Source organism: Reichenbachiella sp., assembly GCF_965233835.1.
Classification (GTDB): Bacteria; Bacteroidota; Bacteroidia; order Cytophagales; family Cyclobacteriaceae; genus Reichenbachiella.
Genome location: NZ_OZ247585.1, coordinates 909,994 through 928,159, shown reverse-complemented (window position 1 = coordinate 928,159; position 18,166 = coordinate 909,994). Strand labels below are relative to the sequence as shown.

Sequence of the window (18,166 nt, the reverse complement as noted above, 5' to 3'; positions counted from 1 at the left end):
GAATGACTGAAAATTTTATCCTTACGGCCAGAGACGGCAAATCGCTTCATGGCAAAGAGTGGCTGGTTGATCAGCCAAAGGCAGCCATTTGCCTGGTACATGGTTTGGGAGAGCACATCGGTAGATACGAGCATGTAGCTGAATTTCTGAATAGCCACCAGATATCCTTTTTTGCTACAGACTTGCGAGGTCATGGTCAGTCTGAAGGCAAGCGCGGGCATACTCCTTCACACGATATGTTGCTCGATGATGTAGAGGAATTGCTCATGTATGCAAGAGCAGAGTACAATGACACACCGCTATTCCTTTATGGACATAGTCTGGGTGGTAATATTGTGACCAACTATGTACTAAAGAAAAATACAAACGAATTAGCTGGAGCTATTATCTCATCTCCGTGGCTCACCTTGTCCTTTCAGCCTTCTATTTTTCAGGTGAAACTGGCTAAGTTTTTTTCAAAAATTCTTCCTTCGCTTACGCAAAAAAATGGACTCAATACGGATCACCTGACTCACAACAAGGAAGTGAATCAGGCGTACTTAGAAGACCCACTGAATCATGATAAAATTTCAGCTCGTTTGTTTCTTGAAGCTTTCGAAGCAGGCCTGTGGACACTAGAAAACACCCATAAAAACAAGATTCCATTACTCATTTTTCATGGGAGTGAAGACAAAATCACCTCCGCTCATACCTCTAAAATATTCGCAGAAAAGGTAGGCGAACTAGCCACTTACCAACTGTGGGACGAAGTCAGGCACGAACCTCACAATGACGTAAAGAAAGATGAGGTTTTGGAGATGGTATTGGGATGGATCAATGGGCATTAGCATGCTGATCACAGTCCCCGTTGACGATGAATTAGCTCTTTTTCGCTCCGTTTTTTATTCCCTTGGATTTTTCTTTTGCCCAATGCAGGGCAGTCAACCCACACACGGCCATACTCCCAGCCAGGAAATTGAAAAAAATATCTCTCATGTCAAACACTCGATTAGGGAGATAACCCTGAATACACTCGTCTACTAGACCAAGAATTGACACTAAAATTATTGCCATCCAAGCCGGTTTCAACATAAGTCTCTTATGTTTTATCCGCTCATTCAGCGCTTCTTGAATCAACAAGGCGACCACCCCATATTCGATTAGATGTGTACGTTCTTGAGGTATCGTCATTCTCAAAAATGCCAAAAGATACACGGCTATGATTCCTAAGCCAACTGCTAATTCAATTTTACCTGAATTTTTTTGTAAACCAGCAGTAACAACAGCAATCACAATGGTGAGCACCCCAAACATAAATAAATCATCAACTGTTCTTCTATCCGGAATTAATCCAACTAGCGCAGACGCAAGGCCTAATGTTGAATAGATCGTGGCTACAACCACTAACGTCAATAACCATAGACGTTTTTCTCTTTCCGAAGTAAAAAAATTCATTGCTGCACTGCGAACTCTAAGATTTGATCACCCTAATTCTCCGGCGGTTTTTGCTTCCAGAGCTTTTTGTTTTCCTTGTGGCGGGTGGAGTCTCGTTTGGTTTTCTTTTGTACGTTCTTTTCTAAGGCTTTTGTTAAATCGATATCTGTTTGATTCGCCAAACACATCACCACCCAAAGGACATCTGCTAATTCATCTGCTAGATCGGCTTCCGCTTCTTTGTTTTTGAAAGACTGGTCGCCATACTTTCGCGATATGATACGAGCGAGTTCTCCGACCTCCTCAGTAAGTACCGCCAGGTTGGTCAGTTCACTGAAGTAGCCTCCATGCTTCTTGATCCAGTCGTCCACCAATGCCTGTGCCTGTTCTATGGTCATTACTGCTTGTTTTTAGAATCTATTATAATCGTCACCGGTCCGTCATTGGTCAAGCTTACTTTCATATCCGCACCAAACTCACCCGTTTGAATTGATTTACCCAGCTCACTTTCAAGTTGACAAATAAACTTCTCATATAACGGGATAGCTATATCTGGTTTCGCCGCTTTGATGTATGACGGGCGATTGCCTTTCTTTGTACTGGCATGTAGCGTGAACTGACTAATCAATAAAATATCACCATCTACATCTATCAGGCTTTTGTTCATCACACCAGATGCATCATCAAAGATTCTGAGATTACAGATTTTGCGACATAGCCAATCTATATCCTCCTGATCATCTGCCTCCTCGACGCCGAGTAGGATCATTAACCCTTCCTCGATTTGTCCTACGATTTCCTGATTGATTTTTACGGACGCTTCAGACGTCCGCTGTAACACTGTTATCACCTTTGTATTCTTTGGTGTGTGCTATTCGTTTCATTTCCAATGGCTTGTGCACATGTGTGCCAAACTCTCCGCTAAGTGCCACGTAGAACATAGATTTTGCCACTTCACTTCCTTCAATAGCCCAAAATTTTAATCGAGATCCGATAATAAAGAAGGACAATACCCCGGAAGCAATTTTTGCCAATTCCTCCCAAAGTCTGAAATTGTTTCTATAACCTAGCAGAAGTGAGGGCTGGAAAATGTGCAATGCTCTTAGGTTTAACTCCTTGAGTGCATCTTCGACCTGCCCTTTAACGGCATTATAAAAAAGCCCAGATTGGGCATTTGCTCCATAAGATGAAACGACATGAAACTGATCACAGGCTGGATCTTCTTTTGACATCTTAGCCAATTCTAAAGTGTAGGTAAAATCCACTCTGTAGAAGGCCTCTTTTGATTTGGCCATTTCCATTGTGGTACCAATACAGCAGTAATAATCGTTTGCCGATATCTGATCTTTGTAGTTTGCCAGGTCGTCAAAATTGATCAGCAACTCTTCAATTCGGTTGTCTTTTACTCCGGGTGAACTTCTTCCTACTATTAAAATTTTAGAGTAATGATCATTTTCCAAAAGCACGTTTAAGAGCTCTCTACCCACCAAACCCGTGGCGCCTACGATCAATGCTGTTTTGCCTGACATGTATTTCTAATTATGAGTCGTTTAAATTAGGTAGTTAGTCAACAAGATACAAAAAAATCATAAACTTACCAGCAATTTTAAAGGCTGCCAAAACAGAATAGGCACAAAAAAAGCCATGAATAAAAATTCATGGCTTCCTCTTTATTTTTACACCTGACTTTACTCTCCGATAGACTCGGCCAATACTAAAATTTTGTTATTAAGTACTTCTACAACTCCGCCATCGATACTGAAGTGTATCTCCTCGGTTTTCTTGTCATGTAGTCTCATGATCTTCACGTCACCTTTCCCTACAGAACTCACCAAGGGAGCGTGATCATTCAGAACCTGAAACGAACCATCGCTTCCAGGAAACATGGCAGATTCTACCTCTCCTTCAAAAACGTTTTCGTCTGGTGTGATTATTTCTAAATACATAGTCTGAATTATTTAGCTTCAGCCAATAATTTTTCTCCTTTTTCTACCGCAGACTCGATACCTCCAACCAGGTTGAAAGCTGCTTCTGGCAAGTGATCTAATTCACCGTCCATGATCATGTTGAATCCTTTGATAGTGTCTTTGATATCTACCAATACACCTTGCAATCCTGTAAACTGCTCAGCTACATGGAAAGGCTGAGAAAGGAATCTCTGTACCCTTCTTGCTCTGTGTACCACCTGCTTATCTTCGTCAGACAATTCGTCCATACCAAGAATGGCAATGATATCCTGAAGTTCTTTGTATCTCTGAAGAATCTCGATTACTCTCTGTGCACATCCGTAGTGCTCTTCGCCTACAACCTCTTCAGACAAAATTCTTGAAGTAGAATCCAATGGATCCACTGCAGGGTAAATACCCAACTCAGAAATTTTTCTTGAAAGTACTGTGGTTGCATCCAAGTGAGCAAAGGTCGTTGCAGGAGCAGGGTCAGTCAAGTCATCCGCAGGTACGTAAACGGCCTGTACAGATGTAATCGATCCTTTCTTAGTAGAAGTAATTCTTTCCTGCATGGCTCCCATCTCTGTGGCCAATGTAGGCTGGTATCCTACCGCTGATGGCATACGTCCAAGAAGTGCAGACACCTCAGATCCTGCTTGTGTAAATCTAAAGATGTTGTCAACAAAGAAAAGAATATCTTTTCCTTGACCTTCGCCATCACCATCTCTGAAATACTCAGCTACTGTAAGCCCAGAAAGCGCTACTCTAGCTCTTGCCCCAGGAGGCTCATTCATTTGACCGAAAACGAATGTTGCTTTCGAATCACCCAATGCTTTTTTATCTACTTTAGAAAGGTCCCATCCGCCTTCTTCCATAGACTTCAAGAAGTCGTCACCGTAGTTTACGATACCTGACTCAATCATCTCACGAAGCAAATCGTTTCCTTCTCTTGTTCTTTCACCTACACCGGCAAATACTGAAAGTCCACCGTGTCCCTTGGCAATGTTGTTGATCAATTCCTGAATCAATACAGTTTTACCAACGCCTGCACCACCAAACAAACCAATTTTACCACCTTTTGCATATGGCTCAATCAAGTCAATTACTTTGATGCCTGTGTAAAGTACTTCCGTAGAAGTAGAAAGGTCTTCAAATGCAGGAGCCGGTCTGTGAATTGGAAGTGACTTGTCTCCTTTAGGCTGATCAATTCCGTCGATAGCTTCACCTACCACGTTGAACAATCTACCTTTGATATCTTCTCCGATAGGCATAGTGATTGCCGCACCAGTATCTACAACTTCCATACCTCTGGTCAATCCTTCGGTACCTTCCATTGCGATAGTTCTAACTCTGTCTTCGCCTAAGTGCTGCTGGCATTCCAACACTACTTTTTGTCCGTTTTCTTTGGTTACGTAGAGCGCGTCCAAAATATTTGGGACTTTAGCACCATCAGCTTCGAAGCTTACGTCCACTACCGGGCCAATTACTTGTGTGATTTTACCACTATTTGCCATTTCTTGATTGTTTATTTCAATGAAAAATTGTGTCCTGTTTTTTCAAAGTGCGAAGTTAAGGGAATAATTGACTTTTCGCCAAGTATCCGACCTCTTTTTACGTAGTTAGGATTTGAGTGAAATGCGAAAGGTAGTTCCTCTATTGACGTCTGACCTTTTCACATGGATTTTTCCTTTGTGGTAATTTTCTATAATTCGTTTTACTAACGTAAGTCCAAGCCCCCAACCGCGTTTCTTAGTAGTATAACCGGGCTGAAATATTTTTTGAATTCCGGCTTTAGTCATGCCTTTGCCCGTATCAGCAATATCTATAATGACATGACCTTCGTTGGCTTTCAATACTTTGATATGGATTTTTCCCTCGCCTCCCATAGCGTCCACAGCATTTTTACAAAGGTTTTCTATCACCCATTCAAAAAGAGGCTTATTGATATTGGCCTCAAGCTCTCTATTGGGAAAGCACACGAGGGTGAATTCCACTCGTGTAGAAATTCTTCTTTTGAGATAGTTGAGGGTTTCCTCAATCAAGTTGTAGACGTTGGTGCTTTCGAGAATGGGTTCAGAACCAATGTTAGAAAACCTGGAGGTAATCATGTTAAGTCGCTCTACATCTTTCTCCAACTCAACGATCATATCCATATCCTTAAGTTTTTCATCGGACTTAAGATACTCTACCCAAGCCATGAGTGATGAAAGGGGTGTGCCTAGTTGGTGGGCTGTCTCTTTAGCCAGTCCTACCCATACCTTATTCTGCTCTGCTACCTTAGAATAATTAAATACCAAAAAAGCAATCATTCCAAAGATGCCAATTACAAACAACTGGGTAAGCGGATAATATTTAAGTTGGGTAAGAAGCAACGAATTTTTGTAATAAATGAATTGGTATCCTGTTATACTCCCATCTCTTCTAAGGGTTACTAGCAGTGGCTCATGCTCCTCCTCCATTTCACGAATCTCACTAATCAAGATTCGATTGCGCTCCTTTCTAGTAGCTGCTCGATCTGCTGCTGGAATGTTTTTATACTCCAAAGGGTTTCCCAATTCATCCGCCATTACCACAGGAATCGATTTGTTGGAAAGGATGATTTCATCAAAAATGAAATTCAGATCCGAATTGTTCTCTTGATTGGCAAAGTACTCCAGTGTATTTGCGTAAAGTGCAATCAATTTCTCTTCTCGAGACTTTATCTGATCTACCAATACATTGGTATAATAAATAGAACCGATACTAATGACAATGGATATGGCCAACACGACCCATTTGAATTTGGATCGATTTCTATATAAGTCTAACTGTGTGGTCTCGTATAACTTAGAAGCCATAAGATATGATAAGCCTGCGGGCAAATATAGGATTTGAAATAGCATTGCCCATTTTATTTTGATTTTTTAAGCCTTGGTTACATTGGTTTCCAATATTTTTAGGCCAGGCAATTTAAATCAACTATGTATTCACGCTTAGTGAAGGTCTTTTTTTTAGCTATTCTATTCACCGTCTCTTTCGCGACAAATGCACAAAAAGTAGCACTGGTCCTTAGCGGTGGAGGGGCGAAGGGCATAGCACACGCTGGTGTACTGAAAGCACTAGAAGAAAACAATATCCCGATTGATTATGTGGTTGGCACCTCCATGGGGAGTATCGTAGGAGGATTCTATGCGGCAGGTTATACTCCTGAACAAATCAAGGCGCTAGCACTTTCTCAGGATCTTCAAGATTGGGTGGATGGAGAAATTGACGAGAAATATCTCTATAGTTTTCATAAAAAATTACCCGACCCCTCTTGGCTTACGGTTAAGCTTGATTTTGATTCTGCGTTTGATTCAAGTTTGGATCCCTCGTTTGACAGAGACCATGTTCTCAACATCAATTTGGCCGAAAGACTCCAACACGCCTCGTATGCCTGCAATGGCAATTACGACAGTCTTTTCGTTCCATTTAGAGCTATAGCGTCAAACATTTTCATGGAAGAGCAAGTAGTTCTAGACAGTGGGGTCCTTTACGAATCTATACGCTCATCAATGGCCATCCCCTTACTTTATCGTCCTGTGAGGGTAAAAGGGGAATTATTGTTTGATGGTGGCATCTATAATAACTTCCCAATCTCTCCAGCGAAAGAGGAGTTCGATCCAGATGTTATTATTGGTGTGAATGTTGGAAGTAAGGTGCTGGACGAATACCCAAAAAATGACGACGAGAAATTATTAGCTGAATCGATTCTCTTTTTTATGCTAAACAAAGGAGACCCGTCAAAATTAGATAGCACCGACATCTTCATTGATGTAAAGCTTGCGGATTATAGCACCATGAGTTTTGACAAAGCGAAGGAGATTTATGAAATAGGCTATCAAACCGGACTATCTCAATTAGATGAAATACAAAGCAAAATACAAAGACGCGCGAATCCTGACCAATTAAGACTCCAGCGAGCCCAATTTCTAAACCGGCCTATGCGACATTACTTTGATACCGTTGAGATCGAGGGGTTTAACGCTAAGACTTCACAATACATTTCGAACGTTTTTGACAAAGATAATTCTTTCGAATTTGATCAAGCAAAACGCGCTTATTACCGCCTCATAGACAACGACTATTTTATCAATGTATTTCCAAGTTATTCCAGAGGAAACCGTTATGCGTTTCAACTGAAAGGGAATCCGAATCCGCGACTTAAAGCCAAAATTGGCGGCAGCCTAACCTCCAGAAATATTTCCTACATGTATTTAGGAATGGATTTCAAACGACTCACTCGAATCTTAGAAGAATATGAATTAAAACTTTTCGCAGGCCCTTTTTATGAATCCGTTTTTTTCAAGAATAGAATCACTTTTCCAGGTAAAAAGCCTTTTTCTTTTGGCCCTACGATCACAATCAATCACAGAGATTTTCTAAATCTTGCAGATTATCTTTTGGGCGAACCCGACTTAACTATCTTAGACAGGGTTGATAGAAAAATGGGTATGTTCTTCGGCGTTCCTTTGAATAGAAAATTCGGGCTGACCATGGAAGCTTCCTACATCATCAACAAAGACAAGTTTAGCAACGAACAGCAAATCAATACAAACGAAAATTTCGATGAGCTAAAACTAGAAGGACTTCGCTTAGAAGGCAGAGTCTATCACAATAGTTTTAACTATCCACAATTTGCCTCCAAAGGGTCAAAATTTGAATTCGTGCTCAATCACTTTATTGTAGACAGTAAGTACAACCCTGGCAACACTTCAATGATTAACACGCTTGTTGAAAAAAATAATGAGTCTTGGTTTACCGCTAAGCTAAGCACTGAAAAGTATTATCAATTGGGTCAGAAGTTTAGTTTTGGAACCAGTTTGGAAGCACAGTATTCTGATCAGCCTGCCTTCGGCACCACAAAAAGTACAATCATAAACTCTACAGGTTTTTACCCGCTTCAGGATAGCAAAACAATTTTGCTTGAAAACTTTAGGGCACGTCAGTATGCAGCTCTGGGAGTTAAAAATATTTGGTCCCCTATAAAAAATTTACACTTTAGGTTAGAAGGATATGTTTATAACCCATTCGAAGAAATAACAGGGCAAAGTGGAGAATTTCCCTCGTTTGAACGGGAATGGATTAACCCTTCATTTGCCGCCACTTCTGGAATTGTTTACCATTCATTTATTGGTCCAATTGGACTGCATGTCAACTACTATGATGATAGTCAGCACGAATGGGGTGTACTCCTACATGTGGGGTATCTGTTATTCAATGACCATTCATTGGAGTAAATTTTCAAATTATAGCTAAATTACGAGCTATCAAACCTTTGATCACCAGATCTACTTGAACCATGAAAATAACACGAATTCTATTTTCTTTTAGTTTGTGTACTTCCATTTTACTCATCTTACCTATTGACAATTTAGTAGCTCAGGCTCATGAAGAAGGTACCCTTATCAGGGTTACAGGTACGGTGCTTGATGAGGAATCTAAGTCTCCACTAATTGCGAATGTATTTTATGAGAAACTCCCCTATTACGATGATATGGGGATTTCAGCTACCAATCAGCAAAATGGTGTATATGAATTATATATGCTTGAAAACATAAAATACATCATCAATGTAAAAGCTGATGGATACAAGACAATAAGTGAAGAAATGGAAGTCATAGATAACGGTACGCAATTGATAGAAAAGAATTTTGTCATGTTACCAGATGCCGCTCATGAGAAATTTGATTTACACAATTTGATCTTCGCCCGAGGAAGAGCAGTAATTGATGAGTCATCTTATGCTGAACTTAATGACTTTGTCGAGTGGTTGGAAGCACGCCCCAATATCAATATTCAATTAGAGGGGCATACCGATTTCCAGGGCAATGCTCAGGCCAACCTTCAACTGTCTCAAGATCGGGTAGATGCTGTGAAAGAATACCTTACCAAAAGAGGTGTGAAAAAAACAAGAATTCGGACCAAGGCTTTTGGAGGGACACAACCACTAAGTAGAGAACGGACAGACGAAGCCCGTACCGCAAACAGACGTGTAGAGGTTAGAATCCTGAAGCAATAAAAATTGAATATATTTATTACCACCTAGAATAAATTATCTTCCTCAATGAGAAAACTAATCGCATTATTCGTTGCCAGCCTCATCTCTTCAGGGCTCTTTGCCCAAGAAACCGTTAAATGGGCATCTGAAGTCATGCATGTCACTTCTGAGACCACCGCTCTTCAATATGCAGCCAGTCAAGCGCTTCATTCCCCAAATGTATATCCCAAAGGTGGTGAAAGTCCAAATTCTTGGAGACCATCAAGACCCGACAACGACGAATACATCGTAGTTAAATTTGATGCACCTATAAGAGCGCAGCAAATTGCAATAGCCGAGACTGAAAACCCTGGAGCCGTATCCAAGGTCTATGCCTATGATTCTTTGGATAATGAATATCTAATATTCGATCTAAATCCAAGACCCATACCTCTAGAGAGCAGACTTCTTAACCTATTCTTCGAAAAAACTCCATATCGAATTGCCTATATCAGAGTGGATATAAAGGGTGGAAACGTCCCAGGATTCAACAGTATTGATGCCATTGGATTGTCTGCATCAAATATCCCTATTAGCGTATTAATTGATCTTGCATCTAATGTTAATGAAAACTTAAGCGTAGAAGCACTCAGTCAAAATGTAAACAGCCAGTATCTAGAAATTGGACCCATTTTATCTCCAGATGGGAAAACACTGTATTATAGTAGACGGGCACATCCCGACAATGTAGGTGGTGTGGACGATAATTCAGACATCTGGTACTCTGAATTGGATGAAGAAACACAAGAATGGCAACCGGCTAAAAATTTGGGCCCTCCTCTAAACACGATTGGTCCAAACTATATTTGCTCCATTACTCAAGTGGACGGTGAAACCATTCTTTTGTTAGGAAATACTTATGAAAAGAGAGGCAGGATGGGAACAGGTATATCGATGAGTCGAAGTAAGGGGCCTGGCAAGTGGGAAAAACCCACTAATCTAAATGTCACAAATAATTATAATTATTCTGAGAAGGCAGATTTTTACATGAGCCAAAATACCAAGGTGATTTTGATGGCTCTTCAGCGAGATGATACTTTTGGCGACCGTGATATTTATGCTTCTTTTGTGGGGTTAGATGGCGTCTGGTCTGAACCCAAAAATCTCGGTAACGTCATTAACTCTGCAGACGAGGAAATGGCTCCTTTTTTACATCATGACAACGAGACGCTATATTTCTCTTCACGGGGATTTAGAGGATATGGTGGAGCAGATATATATGTGTCCAAGAGGCTTGATGATACTTGGACCAAATGGTCTTCTCCTGAAAACTTAGGTAAGGGAGTAAATGGCCCAGACGATGATACTTATTTCAATATGCCAGCCTATGGCAGCCATGCTTACTTCACAAGAGGAAAAGCAGATGAAAATACTGATGTGTACAGATTTAGAATTGATGAACTATACATTGAACCTACCGATGAAATATTGCTAGAACCGACTGAAATTTTCGTCACTGTTCATGGAAAGGTTTTTAATTCAAAAACTAACGAACCTATCAAGAGTAGTGTGTTAGTGGAAAGATTACCCGATGGTATAACCGTGGGGAGTTCTGAAACGAATGAATATGGTGACTATGTTTTCAAAGTCAGACCCGGTGCCAATTATGGCATCTACGCAGCAAAAGAAGACTTTCTCTCGCAAGATGAACATATAGACTTGAATGAGATCACAGAAACAACTGACATTCAACAAGATTTATATCTAACTCCAATTGAAAAAGGAGTAGCTATTTCGCTTAACAATATATTTTTCGAATTTGATCGCTCTGACTTAAGAACTTCCTCATATGCCGAATTGGATCGTATTTTGAAATTACTAGAGAGCAATAAGATATCTAGTATAGAAATTTCTGGACATACCGATTCTGTAGGAGACGATGACTACAATCTTGAACTATCCAAAAGACGAGCTTGGTCGGTATATAGTTATTTCATAGCTAATGGCATAAGTGCTTCAAAATTACAATCTGTGGGGTACGGTGAAACATTACCTATTGCTCCAAATGACACAGCCGACAATAGGCAGAAAAACAGGCGCGTAGAATTTAAAATTATTGACTAATTGTAAAGGCTCGATTTTCGAGCCTTTTTTCACTCTTACTTTTATTTCCATTGACACTCGTACAACTAGAATATATTATTGCACTGGATAACTACAGACACTTTGCCATAGCTGCAGAAAAATGCTTTGTTACCCAGCCCACCCTCAGTATGCAAATCCAAAAACTTGAGGATACACTTGGGGTCATACTTTTTGACAGATCAAAACACCCGATAGAGCCCACTGAAATAGGGGTTCAAATACTTGAACAGGCTAGGAAGATCATCGCTGAATCCAAGAAGGTCAGTGAAATCATAGACAATGAAAAACATGAGATCAAAGGGGACGTCAAAATTGGTGTAATCCCCACGTTAGCACCTTACCTGGTTCCTCTATTTATCTCATCCTTTGTAGAAAAGTATCCACTGATTAACCTACAAGTAAGCGAGCACATGACGAGTGATATGCTTGACCTTCTGAAAAAAGATCAAATTGATATTGGGATCATGGTCACTCCTTTGAATGAGGAAAGCATGAAAGAAAGCCCCCTGTTTTATGAAGAATTTTTTGCCTACGTCTCACATAGACATCCGCTTTTTGATCAAAAGCTAGTTGCGTCCTCTGAGCTAAACAATGAAGGTCTATGGATTTTGGATGAGGGCCACTGCTATCGAAGTCAAATGTTGAATATTTGTAACGCAAAAAAGGCAGACCGATTTAACAATCGCGTGCTTTATGAGAGCGGTTCTCTTGAAGCACTTAAAAAACTCGTTGACCGGCGCGGAGGATATACCCTTCTTCCTGAATTATTTACACTCGACTTGAGCAAAGACGAGCAGTCTAAGCTGCGCAAATTTTCAGATCCCGTACCTACACGAGAGGTTGGCTTAGTAGTAAAGAAAAGTTATGCCAAAAAGAAATTGCTTGAAGCCATGCATAAGGAAATTCTAGAAAATCTCCCTCCTATTATGGTGAGTAGAAAGAATACTAACGTTATAAAAATCTAGTTTAAAAACATTCCAGAAAGCATAGTAGCCACACCATCCAAAACAGCCTCTCCAACCGACTGGTAACGATAACCGGAAGGGTTTGAGCTGTCATATACGCCTTGGTGATTTTTATGCATATTTAAGGGAGCAGTGGGTCGCAGGGTGTGATATTGGGTATTGCCACTTTTATCAATAAAGTAAACATCGTCATGGGTACCACCAGGTCTATTCATAGATATTACCTGAAGACCTTGAAATCTTTGTGGTCTGTACTTTCCCCTTGAACCATAAGAGTAAGGAGTTACGTGTATCTGAAATGATTTAACTGGCTTCGACTTGTACTTTTTCAAATCTTCTTTGTGATAAGGTCTGTATTGCCCAATGACTTCCGAAGAGTAGAGCATCGCAAAGACTGCAAGTAGGATCAGCTTTTTCATAGTAATTAGGTTTTCTTATAAGACTCATAAAGTGTTACAAACACCTAAAGATCAAAGAACTAATTTGTAGCAACTCCATATTTCCTGTATTTTAAGACATGGAAAAGTATATCTGGATCGGTCTTGGCTTGTACTGTTTCCTTTCCGTACTGGTTTATCTCGTACAGGAATACTTCATGTTCCACCCAGAGAAGCTACCAGAAGATTTTGAATACAAGTACGAAGAACCCTTTGACGAGCACTTTTTTGATGTGGAGGAAGGGGTCAGAATCAATGGTTTACATTTTACAGTAAAAGACCCCAAAGGTATTGTCATCTACTTTCATGGAAATACCCGAAGCATTAAAGGTTGGAGCAAATATGCCAGAGACTTCACCAGAAGTGATTATGAGGTTCTTCTCATAGATTATCGTGGTTTCGGCAAGAGCACAGGGAAGCGAGCAGAGAAAGCCATTTATAAGGACAGCCAGTATGTCTACAATCGTGTTAGATCATGGTATCCAGAGGAAAAAATTATTATTTATGGAAGGTCAATGGGGTCTGGTTTTGCAGCCAAGTTAGCTTCCAAAAACCGCCCCAAGATGCTTATTCTCGACGCTCCATATTATAGTCTCTCTCATCTAACATCCAGATGGCTATTTTTTCTTCCATTATCCATTTTACTCAAATATCATATCCGAACAGACATCTGGATCAAGTATGTGAGGTGCCCAGTTTACATTATTCATGGCACAAAAGATGGGTTGATTCCATACCGTTCTAGCGTGAGATTACGCAAAGAGGCTCCGTTGACCACTCGTTTGATACCCATCCACGGAGGAAAACACAACAACCTTACATCTTTCGATGAATATCACAACCACTTGGATGAAATCCTACAAGACAAACACGATTTAATATTCGATAAATCGCTAAAAGATTTCCTAGATTTTTAGTTATATTCATATCAACAACATTATGATAAAATGACCCAGGTGCAATTTCTGAACATGTCCCTAGGGGAGCAGGTTCAACATATTTACAAAAACGGAACATTCGTAACCGACATTCGCTATTATGAATACAAGGTTAATTTGTTCTTATTAGAAGGAAATTATTTCGAGGTTTTCATTAATCACAAATCTGTGGAAATCACGAAAATATCTCCACTCAACTATAAGTCCAATAGACTATTTTTCTACCTGGATCAGGTTAAACTCCCCAAACCTCAGGAGTGATCAATTTCTAGCCGATGTGCTAGTTTTCGAATAGCTTCTTCCTCTTCATCAGATATTCCATCCGTGATGTTAGCGAAAAGGTACATTGTCTCCATGATGAACTCTTGGTCAATTTTATTCCCTTTAATAGAAGCATGAAGTGCGTTCAAAAATTTCTTGTTCCACTTATCCACATTATCAAGAAGGTACCGGATTTCAGTTCTGAAAGACATGGCTATCAGATCCCTATTGTCGTTAGGTGATTTTACAAATTCTGCGGACAAGCCTCTAGTAGCCATCACAATACCATCCCACTCTTCCTGATCCAGCTTACCATCACTCATGCACACCAACAAGGCAGGATACAACTTCGCTAAATAATTGAATTGATCTTCAGGGATTTTTATTTTTCTAGCCTTGATGTACTCAATGTAGAGTTGGTGCAGTTGTGGGGTCATAGGAATATGTTGACGGATTATGAATTCTAAAGATAATACCTAAATTGAACATTTTGGGTATCTATTAGAAGTATTCCAATTATTCGGTTTGTTCTACTGGGGCTGACTCACTTTGGTCTAATTGCAGATAGCGACTATATCGATACAGAATATCTTCTACGTAATCGACAGGCTCATCCCCTCTACAATATCCAAATTTCACCACAGGATCCGTATAATATTTCTTTTTTGATTTTAATCTCAGATAGTTGGCCACGTCTTCCCAGTTTTGTGGATCACCCCCATTCTTTTCGGCCAAACGGGTGGCATCCTGTACATGACCTTGACCAACGTTATAGGAAGCCAAAACAAACTTGGCCTGTTCTTCCCTATCTGTTATCTCCTTCCAAACCTCTTCTAACCACAATATATGTTTTACTCCCGCTTTAATATTTTGAGAAGGGCTAAACAAATTAGTAACACCATAGGACTTACCAGTTTTTGGCATTACCTGCATCAACCCTCTTGCACCCACCCAAGATTCAGCATGAGGATCAAATCGTGACTCTTTAGAAATTTGAGCAGCCAGCAGACGCCAGTCCCAATCCAATTTTCCTGCGCCCAACTTTATTAAGCTGTCGTAAGGAGAAATTCTCTCAGCGTTCTTTGAGAAAAAATCACTTTGCATCATCTTTTTGCTATTTCTTGTGCTTTTAAAATACTTGTCGTACAAGGCATAATAATCATTGGTACGTTTCATATCCCCAATCCAGCCGTTTAATGTATCCAACAATTGAGGTGCATTTTTTCTTACTCCCCATGCGATCTGCTGAGGAAAGCTGATTGCCGTTTTTACATCAAGATTTGAAAAATATCTGGCATTGACTAGAGCTACGTCCTCATCTGCCACCGTATAGTCAATTTTTCCCTGCGATACCATTTCAATAAGAGCCTCAGTTTCTAATTCATCAAACTCTTCAACGATTAAAATGTCACCTCCAATTTCCTCAGCCAAATGCTTCAATCTAGTGGTATAAGCCGAACCCTTCCTCACATATACTTCCTTTCCTATTAACTCAATTGGATTCCGAAGAAATGTCTTTTCTATCTCGTGCAGTTTCATATCTCTCCAGTTGTCAGGCTTTCGTTGGACCAATACTTGTCGCACGAAATTGTGTGGAGTGGTGAAGTCCATAAATTTTTGACGCTCCTTGGTCACAGATAGATTGTAGGCCAAAATATCGCCTTGTCCACTATTTAGTTTTCTGAATCCTTCTTCAAGACTAGGTGTAATGTCAAATCGAATCTCAATACCAATGCTTTGAGCAAAAAGAGATAACAATTCATATTCATATCCCATAGGCTCACCTCGATAAAGAAACATGCCTGTGGAGCTATTATCGACTATTGCCGTGAAGTAGCCTCTTTCCTTTATCTGATCAAAATCCATTTTGATCATTTGTTCTGGGTCATACCCGTAGGTAGAGTCTTCTGCTTGAGGAACTCCCTCTAAAGCTGTCATTTCCAAATTGGATCGTTTGCAAGAAAGGAGACTAAAAACTAATCCGAGTAAGCAAACTACTATGTATCTATTTATCACTATCATAAAAGCGTGGAACGCTGAAATACAATATACGTATTTTGAAACACTCCCAGATTAGAATTTATGTGATAATGAAAATTACCAACAAAAACCCCAGATTTATACAGCCTCGAGAGACAATAATTTTTTGGCTGATTGATAAAGACCTTCAGGGTCAAATCCACACTCTTTGTGCAACTCCATTTGTGTGCCGTGCTCAATCACTGCATCCGGAATTCCAAGCCGGACAACTTTACTCTGATAACCATGATCGGCCATAAACTCGAGTATTGCACTTCCAAATCCTCCTTGCAAGCAGCCATCTTCAACTGTGATGACGTATTTGTGATTTTTGAAAACCTCATGCAACATCTCTTCGTCTAGTGGCTTTACAAATCGCATGTCATAATGCGCAACCGACAGGCCTTCCTTCTCTAGCTTCTCACATGCTTCGGCGGCATAATTACCTATGTGGCCGAGAGTCAGATAAGCCAATTCATTACCATCCCTTAGTTTTCTACCCTTACCTACTTCTATTTCTTCAAATGGAGTTTTCCAATCGGGCATTACTCCATTACCGCGTGGGTATCTGATTGAAAATGGTCCTTGATCCGGAAGTTGTGCGGTGTACATCAGGTTTCTTAGCTCCTCCTCATTCATAGGAGCGGATATCACCATGTTCGGAATGCATCGAAAGTAAGAAATATCATAATTGCCATGATGGGTAGGCCCATCAGCTCCAGCAAACCCTGCACGATCCAAGCAAAATACTACATTCAAGTTTTGTATGGCCACATCATGAATGACTTGGTCATAGGCACGTTGCATAAAAGTAGAATAGATATTGCAGAAAGGCACCAAACCTTGAGTGGCCAAACCAGCAGAAAAAGTCACCGCATGCTGCTCGGCAATGCCCACATCATACGCTCGGTCTGGCATGGTCTTCATCATAATATTCATGGAAGAGCCAGAAGGCATGGCTGGGGTAATCCCCATGATCTTATCATTCTTTTCGGCCAGTTCTACAATCGTATGACCAAAAACCTCTTGATACTTTGGTGGCTGAGGTGTCTCGTAAACTTTTTTATAAATCTCTCCAGTGAATTTGTCAAAAGTACCTGGTGCATGCCATTTGGTTTGATCCTTTTCTGCTAGAGAATAACCCTTCCCTTTTTTAGTCAAGCAGTGAAGAATTTTTGGGCCAGGAATGTCTTTTAAGTCTTTTAATACGCTCGTCAGGTGGTTGACATCATGACCATCGATAGGTCCAAAGTATCTCAGATTAAGAGACTCGAATAGATTGCTCTGCTTAAGTAGAAAAGACTTTACACTACTTTCTACCTTAGATCCAATTTCTTGGGCATTTGGCCCGAACTTACTGATTTTACCCAAAATATTCCAAACCTCGTCACGCATTTTGTTGTACGTTTTCGACGTTGTGATATCGGTCAAATAATCCCTCAGCGCTCCCACGTTGGGGTCTATAGACATACAATTGTCATTAAGTATAATCAGCAAGTTAGAGTTAGAAACTCCGGCATGATTCATGGCCTCGAATGCCATCCCTCCGGTCATAGCGCCATCTCCTATGACTGCAATGTGCTGTCGATCTTTCTCGTTTTTATGACGAGAAGCTTCTGCCATACCCAAGGCAGCAGAGATGGACGTAGAAGAATGCCCTACCCCAAAGGCGTCATACTCACTTTCTTTTCTTTTTGGAAAACCCGAAAGACCTTTGTAAAATCTATTGGTATGAAACTGATCTCTTCGCCCAGTTAATATTTTATGCCCATAGGCCTGATGTCCCACATCCCACACCAATTGGTCTTCTGGCGTATTGAAAACATGATGAAGAGCAACTGTTAACTCAACTACACCTAAGCTGGCACCAAAATGGCCACCATAAACAGACACTACGTCTACGATGTACTGACGAAGCTCTTCAGATAGCTTGACCAATTGGACAGCATCTAAATCCTTCATGTCCGCGGGAGAGTTGATTTGGGCGAGTAACTTACCGGGCTCGATTTGCATAAACTAAATGTACTGTTATAATTTCAAAGCA

At 40.4% G+C, this 18,166-nt stretch carries 18 protein-coding genes; 7 read left to right on the top strand and 11 right to left on the bottom strand.

Annotation, left to right across the window (positions count from 1 at the left end):
* Nucleotides 1-2: 2 nt before the first annotated feature.
* Complete coding sequence (locus ACO6S2_RS03940; protein ID WP_422361223.1) at nt 3-827, top strand: alpha/beta hydrolase; 825 nt, start codon at nt 3-5, stop codon at nt 825-827.
* 31 nt (nt 828-858) lie between these two features.
* On the opposite strand, the gene ACO6S2_RS03935 is transcribed toward ACO6S2_RS03940, so the two are convergent.
* The 7 genes from ACO6S2_RS03935 to ACO6S2_RS03905 all read right to left on the bottom strand — a co-directional run bounded on the left by ACO6S2_RS03935 (nt 859) and on the right by ACO6S2_RS03905 (nt 6,196).
* Nucleotides 859-1,434, bottom strand: a complete 576-nt coding sequence (locus ACO6S2_RS03935) for a VanZ family protein (RefSeq protein WP_422361222.1) — start codon at nt 1,432-1,434, stop codon at nt 859-861.
* A gap of 32 nt (nt 1,435-1,466) precedes the next feature.
* Complete coding sequence (locus tag ACO6S2_RS03930) at nt 1,467-1,811, bottom strand: nucleotide pyrophosphohydrolase (RefSeq protein ID WP_422361221.1); 345 nt, start codon at nt 1,809-1,811, stop codon at nt 1,467-1,469.
* Nucleotides 1,811-2,263 (bottom strand): D-aminoacyl-tRNA deacylase, encoded by a 453-nt coding sequence (gene dtd, locus ACO6S2_RS03925; protein WP_422361220.1) that lies wholly within the window; start codon nt 2,261-2,263, stop codon nt 1,811-1,813. Before dtd ends, ACO6S2_RS03930 begins: the two co-directional genes overlap by 1 nt.
* The gene (locus ACO6S2_RS03920) at nt 2,235-2,942 is read right to left on the bottom strand and encodes an NAD-dependent epimerase/dehydratase family protein (RefSeq protein WP_422361219.1); all 708 of its coding nucleotides are present in this window, start codon (nt 2,940-2,942) and stop codon (nt 2,235-2,237) included. The genes dtd and ACO6S2_RS03920 overlap by 29 nt, the downstream gene beginning before the upstream one ends.
* 159 nt (nt 2,943-3,101) lie before the next feature.
* Nucleotides 3,102-3,359 carry an ATP synthase F1 subunit epsilon gene (atpC, locus tag ACO6S2_RS03915; RefSeq protein ID WP_318173553.1) on the bottom strand — a complete coding sequence of 86 codons (258 nt, stop codon included), beginning with the start codon at nt 3,357-3,359 and terminating at the stop codon, nt 3,102-3,104.
* Nucleotides 3,360-3,367: 8 nt separating this feature from the next.
* The gene (gene atpD, locus ACO6S2_RS03910; protein WP_422361218.1) at nt 3,368-4,873 is read right to left on the bottom strand and encodes a F0F1 ATP synthase subunit beta; all 1,506 of its coding nucleotides are present in this window, start codon (nt 4,871-4,873) and stop codon (nt 3,368-3,370) included.
* Nucleotides 4,874-4,978: 105 nt separating this feature from the next.
* Nucleotides 4,979-6,196 carry a sensor histidine kinase gene (locus tag ACO6S2_RS03905; protein ID WP_422361217.1) on the bottom strand — a complete coding sequence of 406 codons (1,218 nt, stop codon included), beginning with the start codon at nt 6,194-6,196 and terminating at the stop codon, nt 4,979-4,981.
* A gap of 123 nt (nt 6,197-6,319) precedes the next feature.
* Between ACO6S2_RS03905 and ACO6S2_RS03900 the strand changes: the two genes are divergently transcribed.
* The 4 genes from ACO6S2_RS03900 to ACO6S2_RS03885 all read left to right on the top strand — a co-directional run bounded on the left by ACO6S2_RS03900 (nt 6,320) and on the right by ACO6S2_RS03885 (nt 12,467).
* Entirely contained in the window at nt 6,320-8,617 is a 2,298-nt protein-coding gene (locus ACO6S2_RS03900) for a patatin-like phospholipase family protein (RefSeq protein ID WP_422361216.1), read from the top strand.
* A gap of 62 nt (nt 8,618-8,679) precedes the next feature.
* The gene (locus ACO6S2_RS03895; protein WP_422361215.1) at nt 8,680-9,399 is read left to right on the top strand and encodes an OmpA family protein; all 720 of its coding nucleotides are present in this window, start codon (nt 8,680-8,682) and stop codon (nt 9,397-9,399) included.
* Between the two features lie 45 nt (nt 9,400-9,444).
* Entirely contained in the window at nt 9,445-11,481 is a 2,037-nt protein-coding gene (locus tag ACO6S2_RS03890) for an OmpA family protein (protein ID WP_422361214.1), read from the top strand.
* A gap of 50 nt (nt 11,482-11,531) precedes the next feature.
* The gene (locus ACO6S2_RS03885) at nt 11,532-12,467 is read left to right on the top strand and encodes a LysR substrate-binding domain-containing protein (RefSeq protein WP_422361213.1); all 936 of its coding nucleotides are present in this window, start codon (nt 11,532-11,534) and stop codon (nt 12,465-12,467) included.
* On the opposite strand, the gene ACO6S2_RS03880 is transcribed toward ACO6S2_RS03885, so the two are convergent.
* A complete protein-coding gene (locus ACO6S2_RS03880; protein ID WP_422361212.1) occupies nt 12,464-12,886 on the bottom strand; it encodes a hypothetical protein in 423 nt (140 codons plus the stop codon). The two genes, ACO6S2_RS03885 and ACO6S2_RS03880, sit on opposite strands and share 4 nt — an antisense overlap.
* 98 nt (nt 12,887-12,984) lie before the next feature.
* Between ACO6S2_RS03880 and ACO6S2_RS03875 the strand changes: the two genes are divergently transcribed.
* Nucleotides 12,985-13,821: an alpha/beta hydrolase gene (locus ACO6S2_RS03875; protein WP_422361211.1), complete on the top strand. Its 837-nt coding sequence runs from the start codon at nt 12,985-12,987 to the stop codon at nt 13,819-13,821.
* A 54-nt stretch (nt 13,822-13,875) separates the two neighbouring features.
* Entirely contained in the window at nt 13,876-14,103 is a 228-nt protein-coding gene (locus tag ACO6S2_RS03870) for a hypothetical protein (protein ID WP_422361210.1), read from the top strand.
* On the opposite strand, the gene ACO6S2_RS03865 is transcribed toward ACO6S2_RS03870, so the two are convergent.
* From ACO6S2_RS03865 to dxs, 3 genes are all read right to left on the bottom strand, one after another.
* Nucleotides 14,094-14,540 (bottom strand): hypothetical protein, encoded by a 447-nt coding sequence (locus ACO6S2_RS03865; protein ID WP_422361209.1) that lies wholly within the window; start codon nt 14,538-14,540, stop codon nt 14,094-14,096. The genes ACO6S2_RS03870 and ACO6S2_RS03865 overlap by 10 nt on opposite strands.
* A 79-nt stretch (nt 14,541-14,619) precedes the next feature.
* Entirely contained in the window at nt 14,620-16,041 is a 1,422-nt protein-coding gene (locus ACO6S2_RS03860; protein ID WP_422361208.1) for a transporter substrate-binding domain-containing protein, read from the bottom strand.
* Nucleotides 16,042-16,221: 180 nt separating this feature from the next.
* A complete protein-coding gene (gene dxs / locus ACO6S2_RS03855) occupies nt 16,222-18,135 on the bottom strand; it encodes a 1-deoxy-D-xylulose-5-phosphate synthase (protein WP_422361207.1) in 1,914 nt (637 codons plus the stop codon).
* Nucleotides 18,136-18,166 lie beyond the last annotated feature (31 nt).

Coding starts and splice junctions, on each gene's coding strand:
- ACO6S2_RS03920 (WP_422361219.1), bottom strand. CDS start 2,942: ATGTCAGGCAAAACAGCATTGATCGTAGGCGCCACGGGTTTGGTGGGT.
- ACO6S2_RS03890 (WP_422361214.1), top strand. CDS start 9,445: ATGAGAAAACTAATCGCATTATTCGTTGCCAGCCTCATCTCTTCAGGG.
- ACO6S2_RS03860 (WP_422361208.1), bottom strand. CDS start 16,041: ATGACAGCTTTAGAGGGAGTTCCTCAAGCAGAAGACTCTACCTACGGG.
- atpC (WP_318173553.1), bottom strand. CDS start 3,359: ATGTATTTAGAAATAATCACACCAGACGAAAACGTTTTTGAAGGAGAG.
- ACO6S2_RS03905 (WP_422361217.1), bottom strand. CDS start 6,196: ATGGCTTCTAAGTTATACGAGACCACACAGTTAGACTTATATAGAAAT.
- ACO6S2_RS03930 (WP_422361221.1), bottom strand. CDS start 1,811: ATGACCATAGAACAGGCACAGGCATTGGTGGACGACTGGATCAAGAAG.
- ACO6S2_RS03940 (WP_422361223.1), top strand. CDS start 3: ATGACTGAAAATTTTATCCTTACGGCCAGAGACGGCAAATCGCTTCAT.
- ACO6S2_RS03870 (WP_422361210.1), top strand. CDS start 13,876: ATGTCCCTAGGGGAGCAGGTTCAACATATTTACAAAAACGGAACATTC.
- ACO6S2_RS03865 (WP_422361209.1), bottom strand. CDS start 14,540: ATGACCCCACAACTGCACCAACTCTACATTGAGTACATCAAGGCTAGA.
- atpD (WP_422361218.1), bottom strand. CDS start 4,873: ATGGCAAATAGTGGTAAAATCACACAAGTAATTGGCCCGGTAGTGGAC.
- ACO6S2_RS03875 (WP_422361211.1), top strand. CDS start 12,985: ATGGAAAAGTATATCTGGATCGGTCTTGGCTTGTACTGTTTCCTTTCC.
- ACO6S2_RS03895 (WP_422361215.1), top strand. CDS start 8,680: ATGAAAATAACACGAATTCTATTTTCTTTTAGTTTGTGTACTTCCATT.
- ACO6S2_RS03900 (WP_422361216.1), top strand. CDS start 6,320: ATGTATTCACGCTTAGTGAAGGTCTTTTTTTTAGCTATTCTATTCACC.
- ACO6S2_RS03880 (WP_422361212.1), bottom strand. CDS start 12,886: ATGAAAAAGCTGATCCTACTTGCAGTCTTTGCGATGCTCTACTCTTCG.
- dxs (WP_422361207.1), bottom strand. CDS start 18,135: ATGCAAATCGAGCCCGGTAAGTTACTCGCCCAAATCAACTCTCCCGCG.
- ACO6S2_RS03935 (WP_422361222.1), bottom strand. CDS start 1,434: ATGAATTTTTTTACTTCGGAAAGAGAAAAACGTCTATGGTTATTGACG.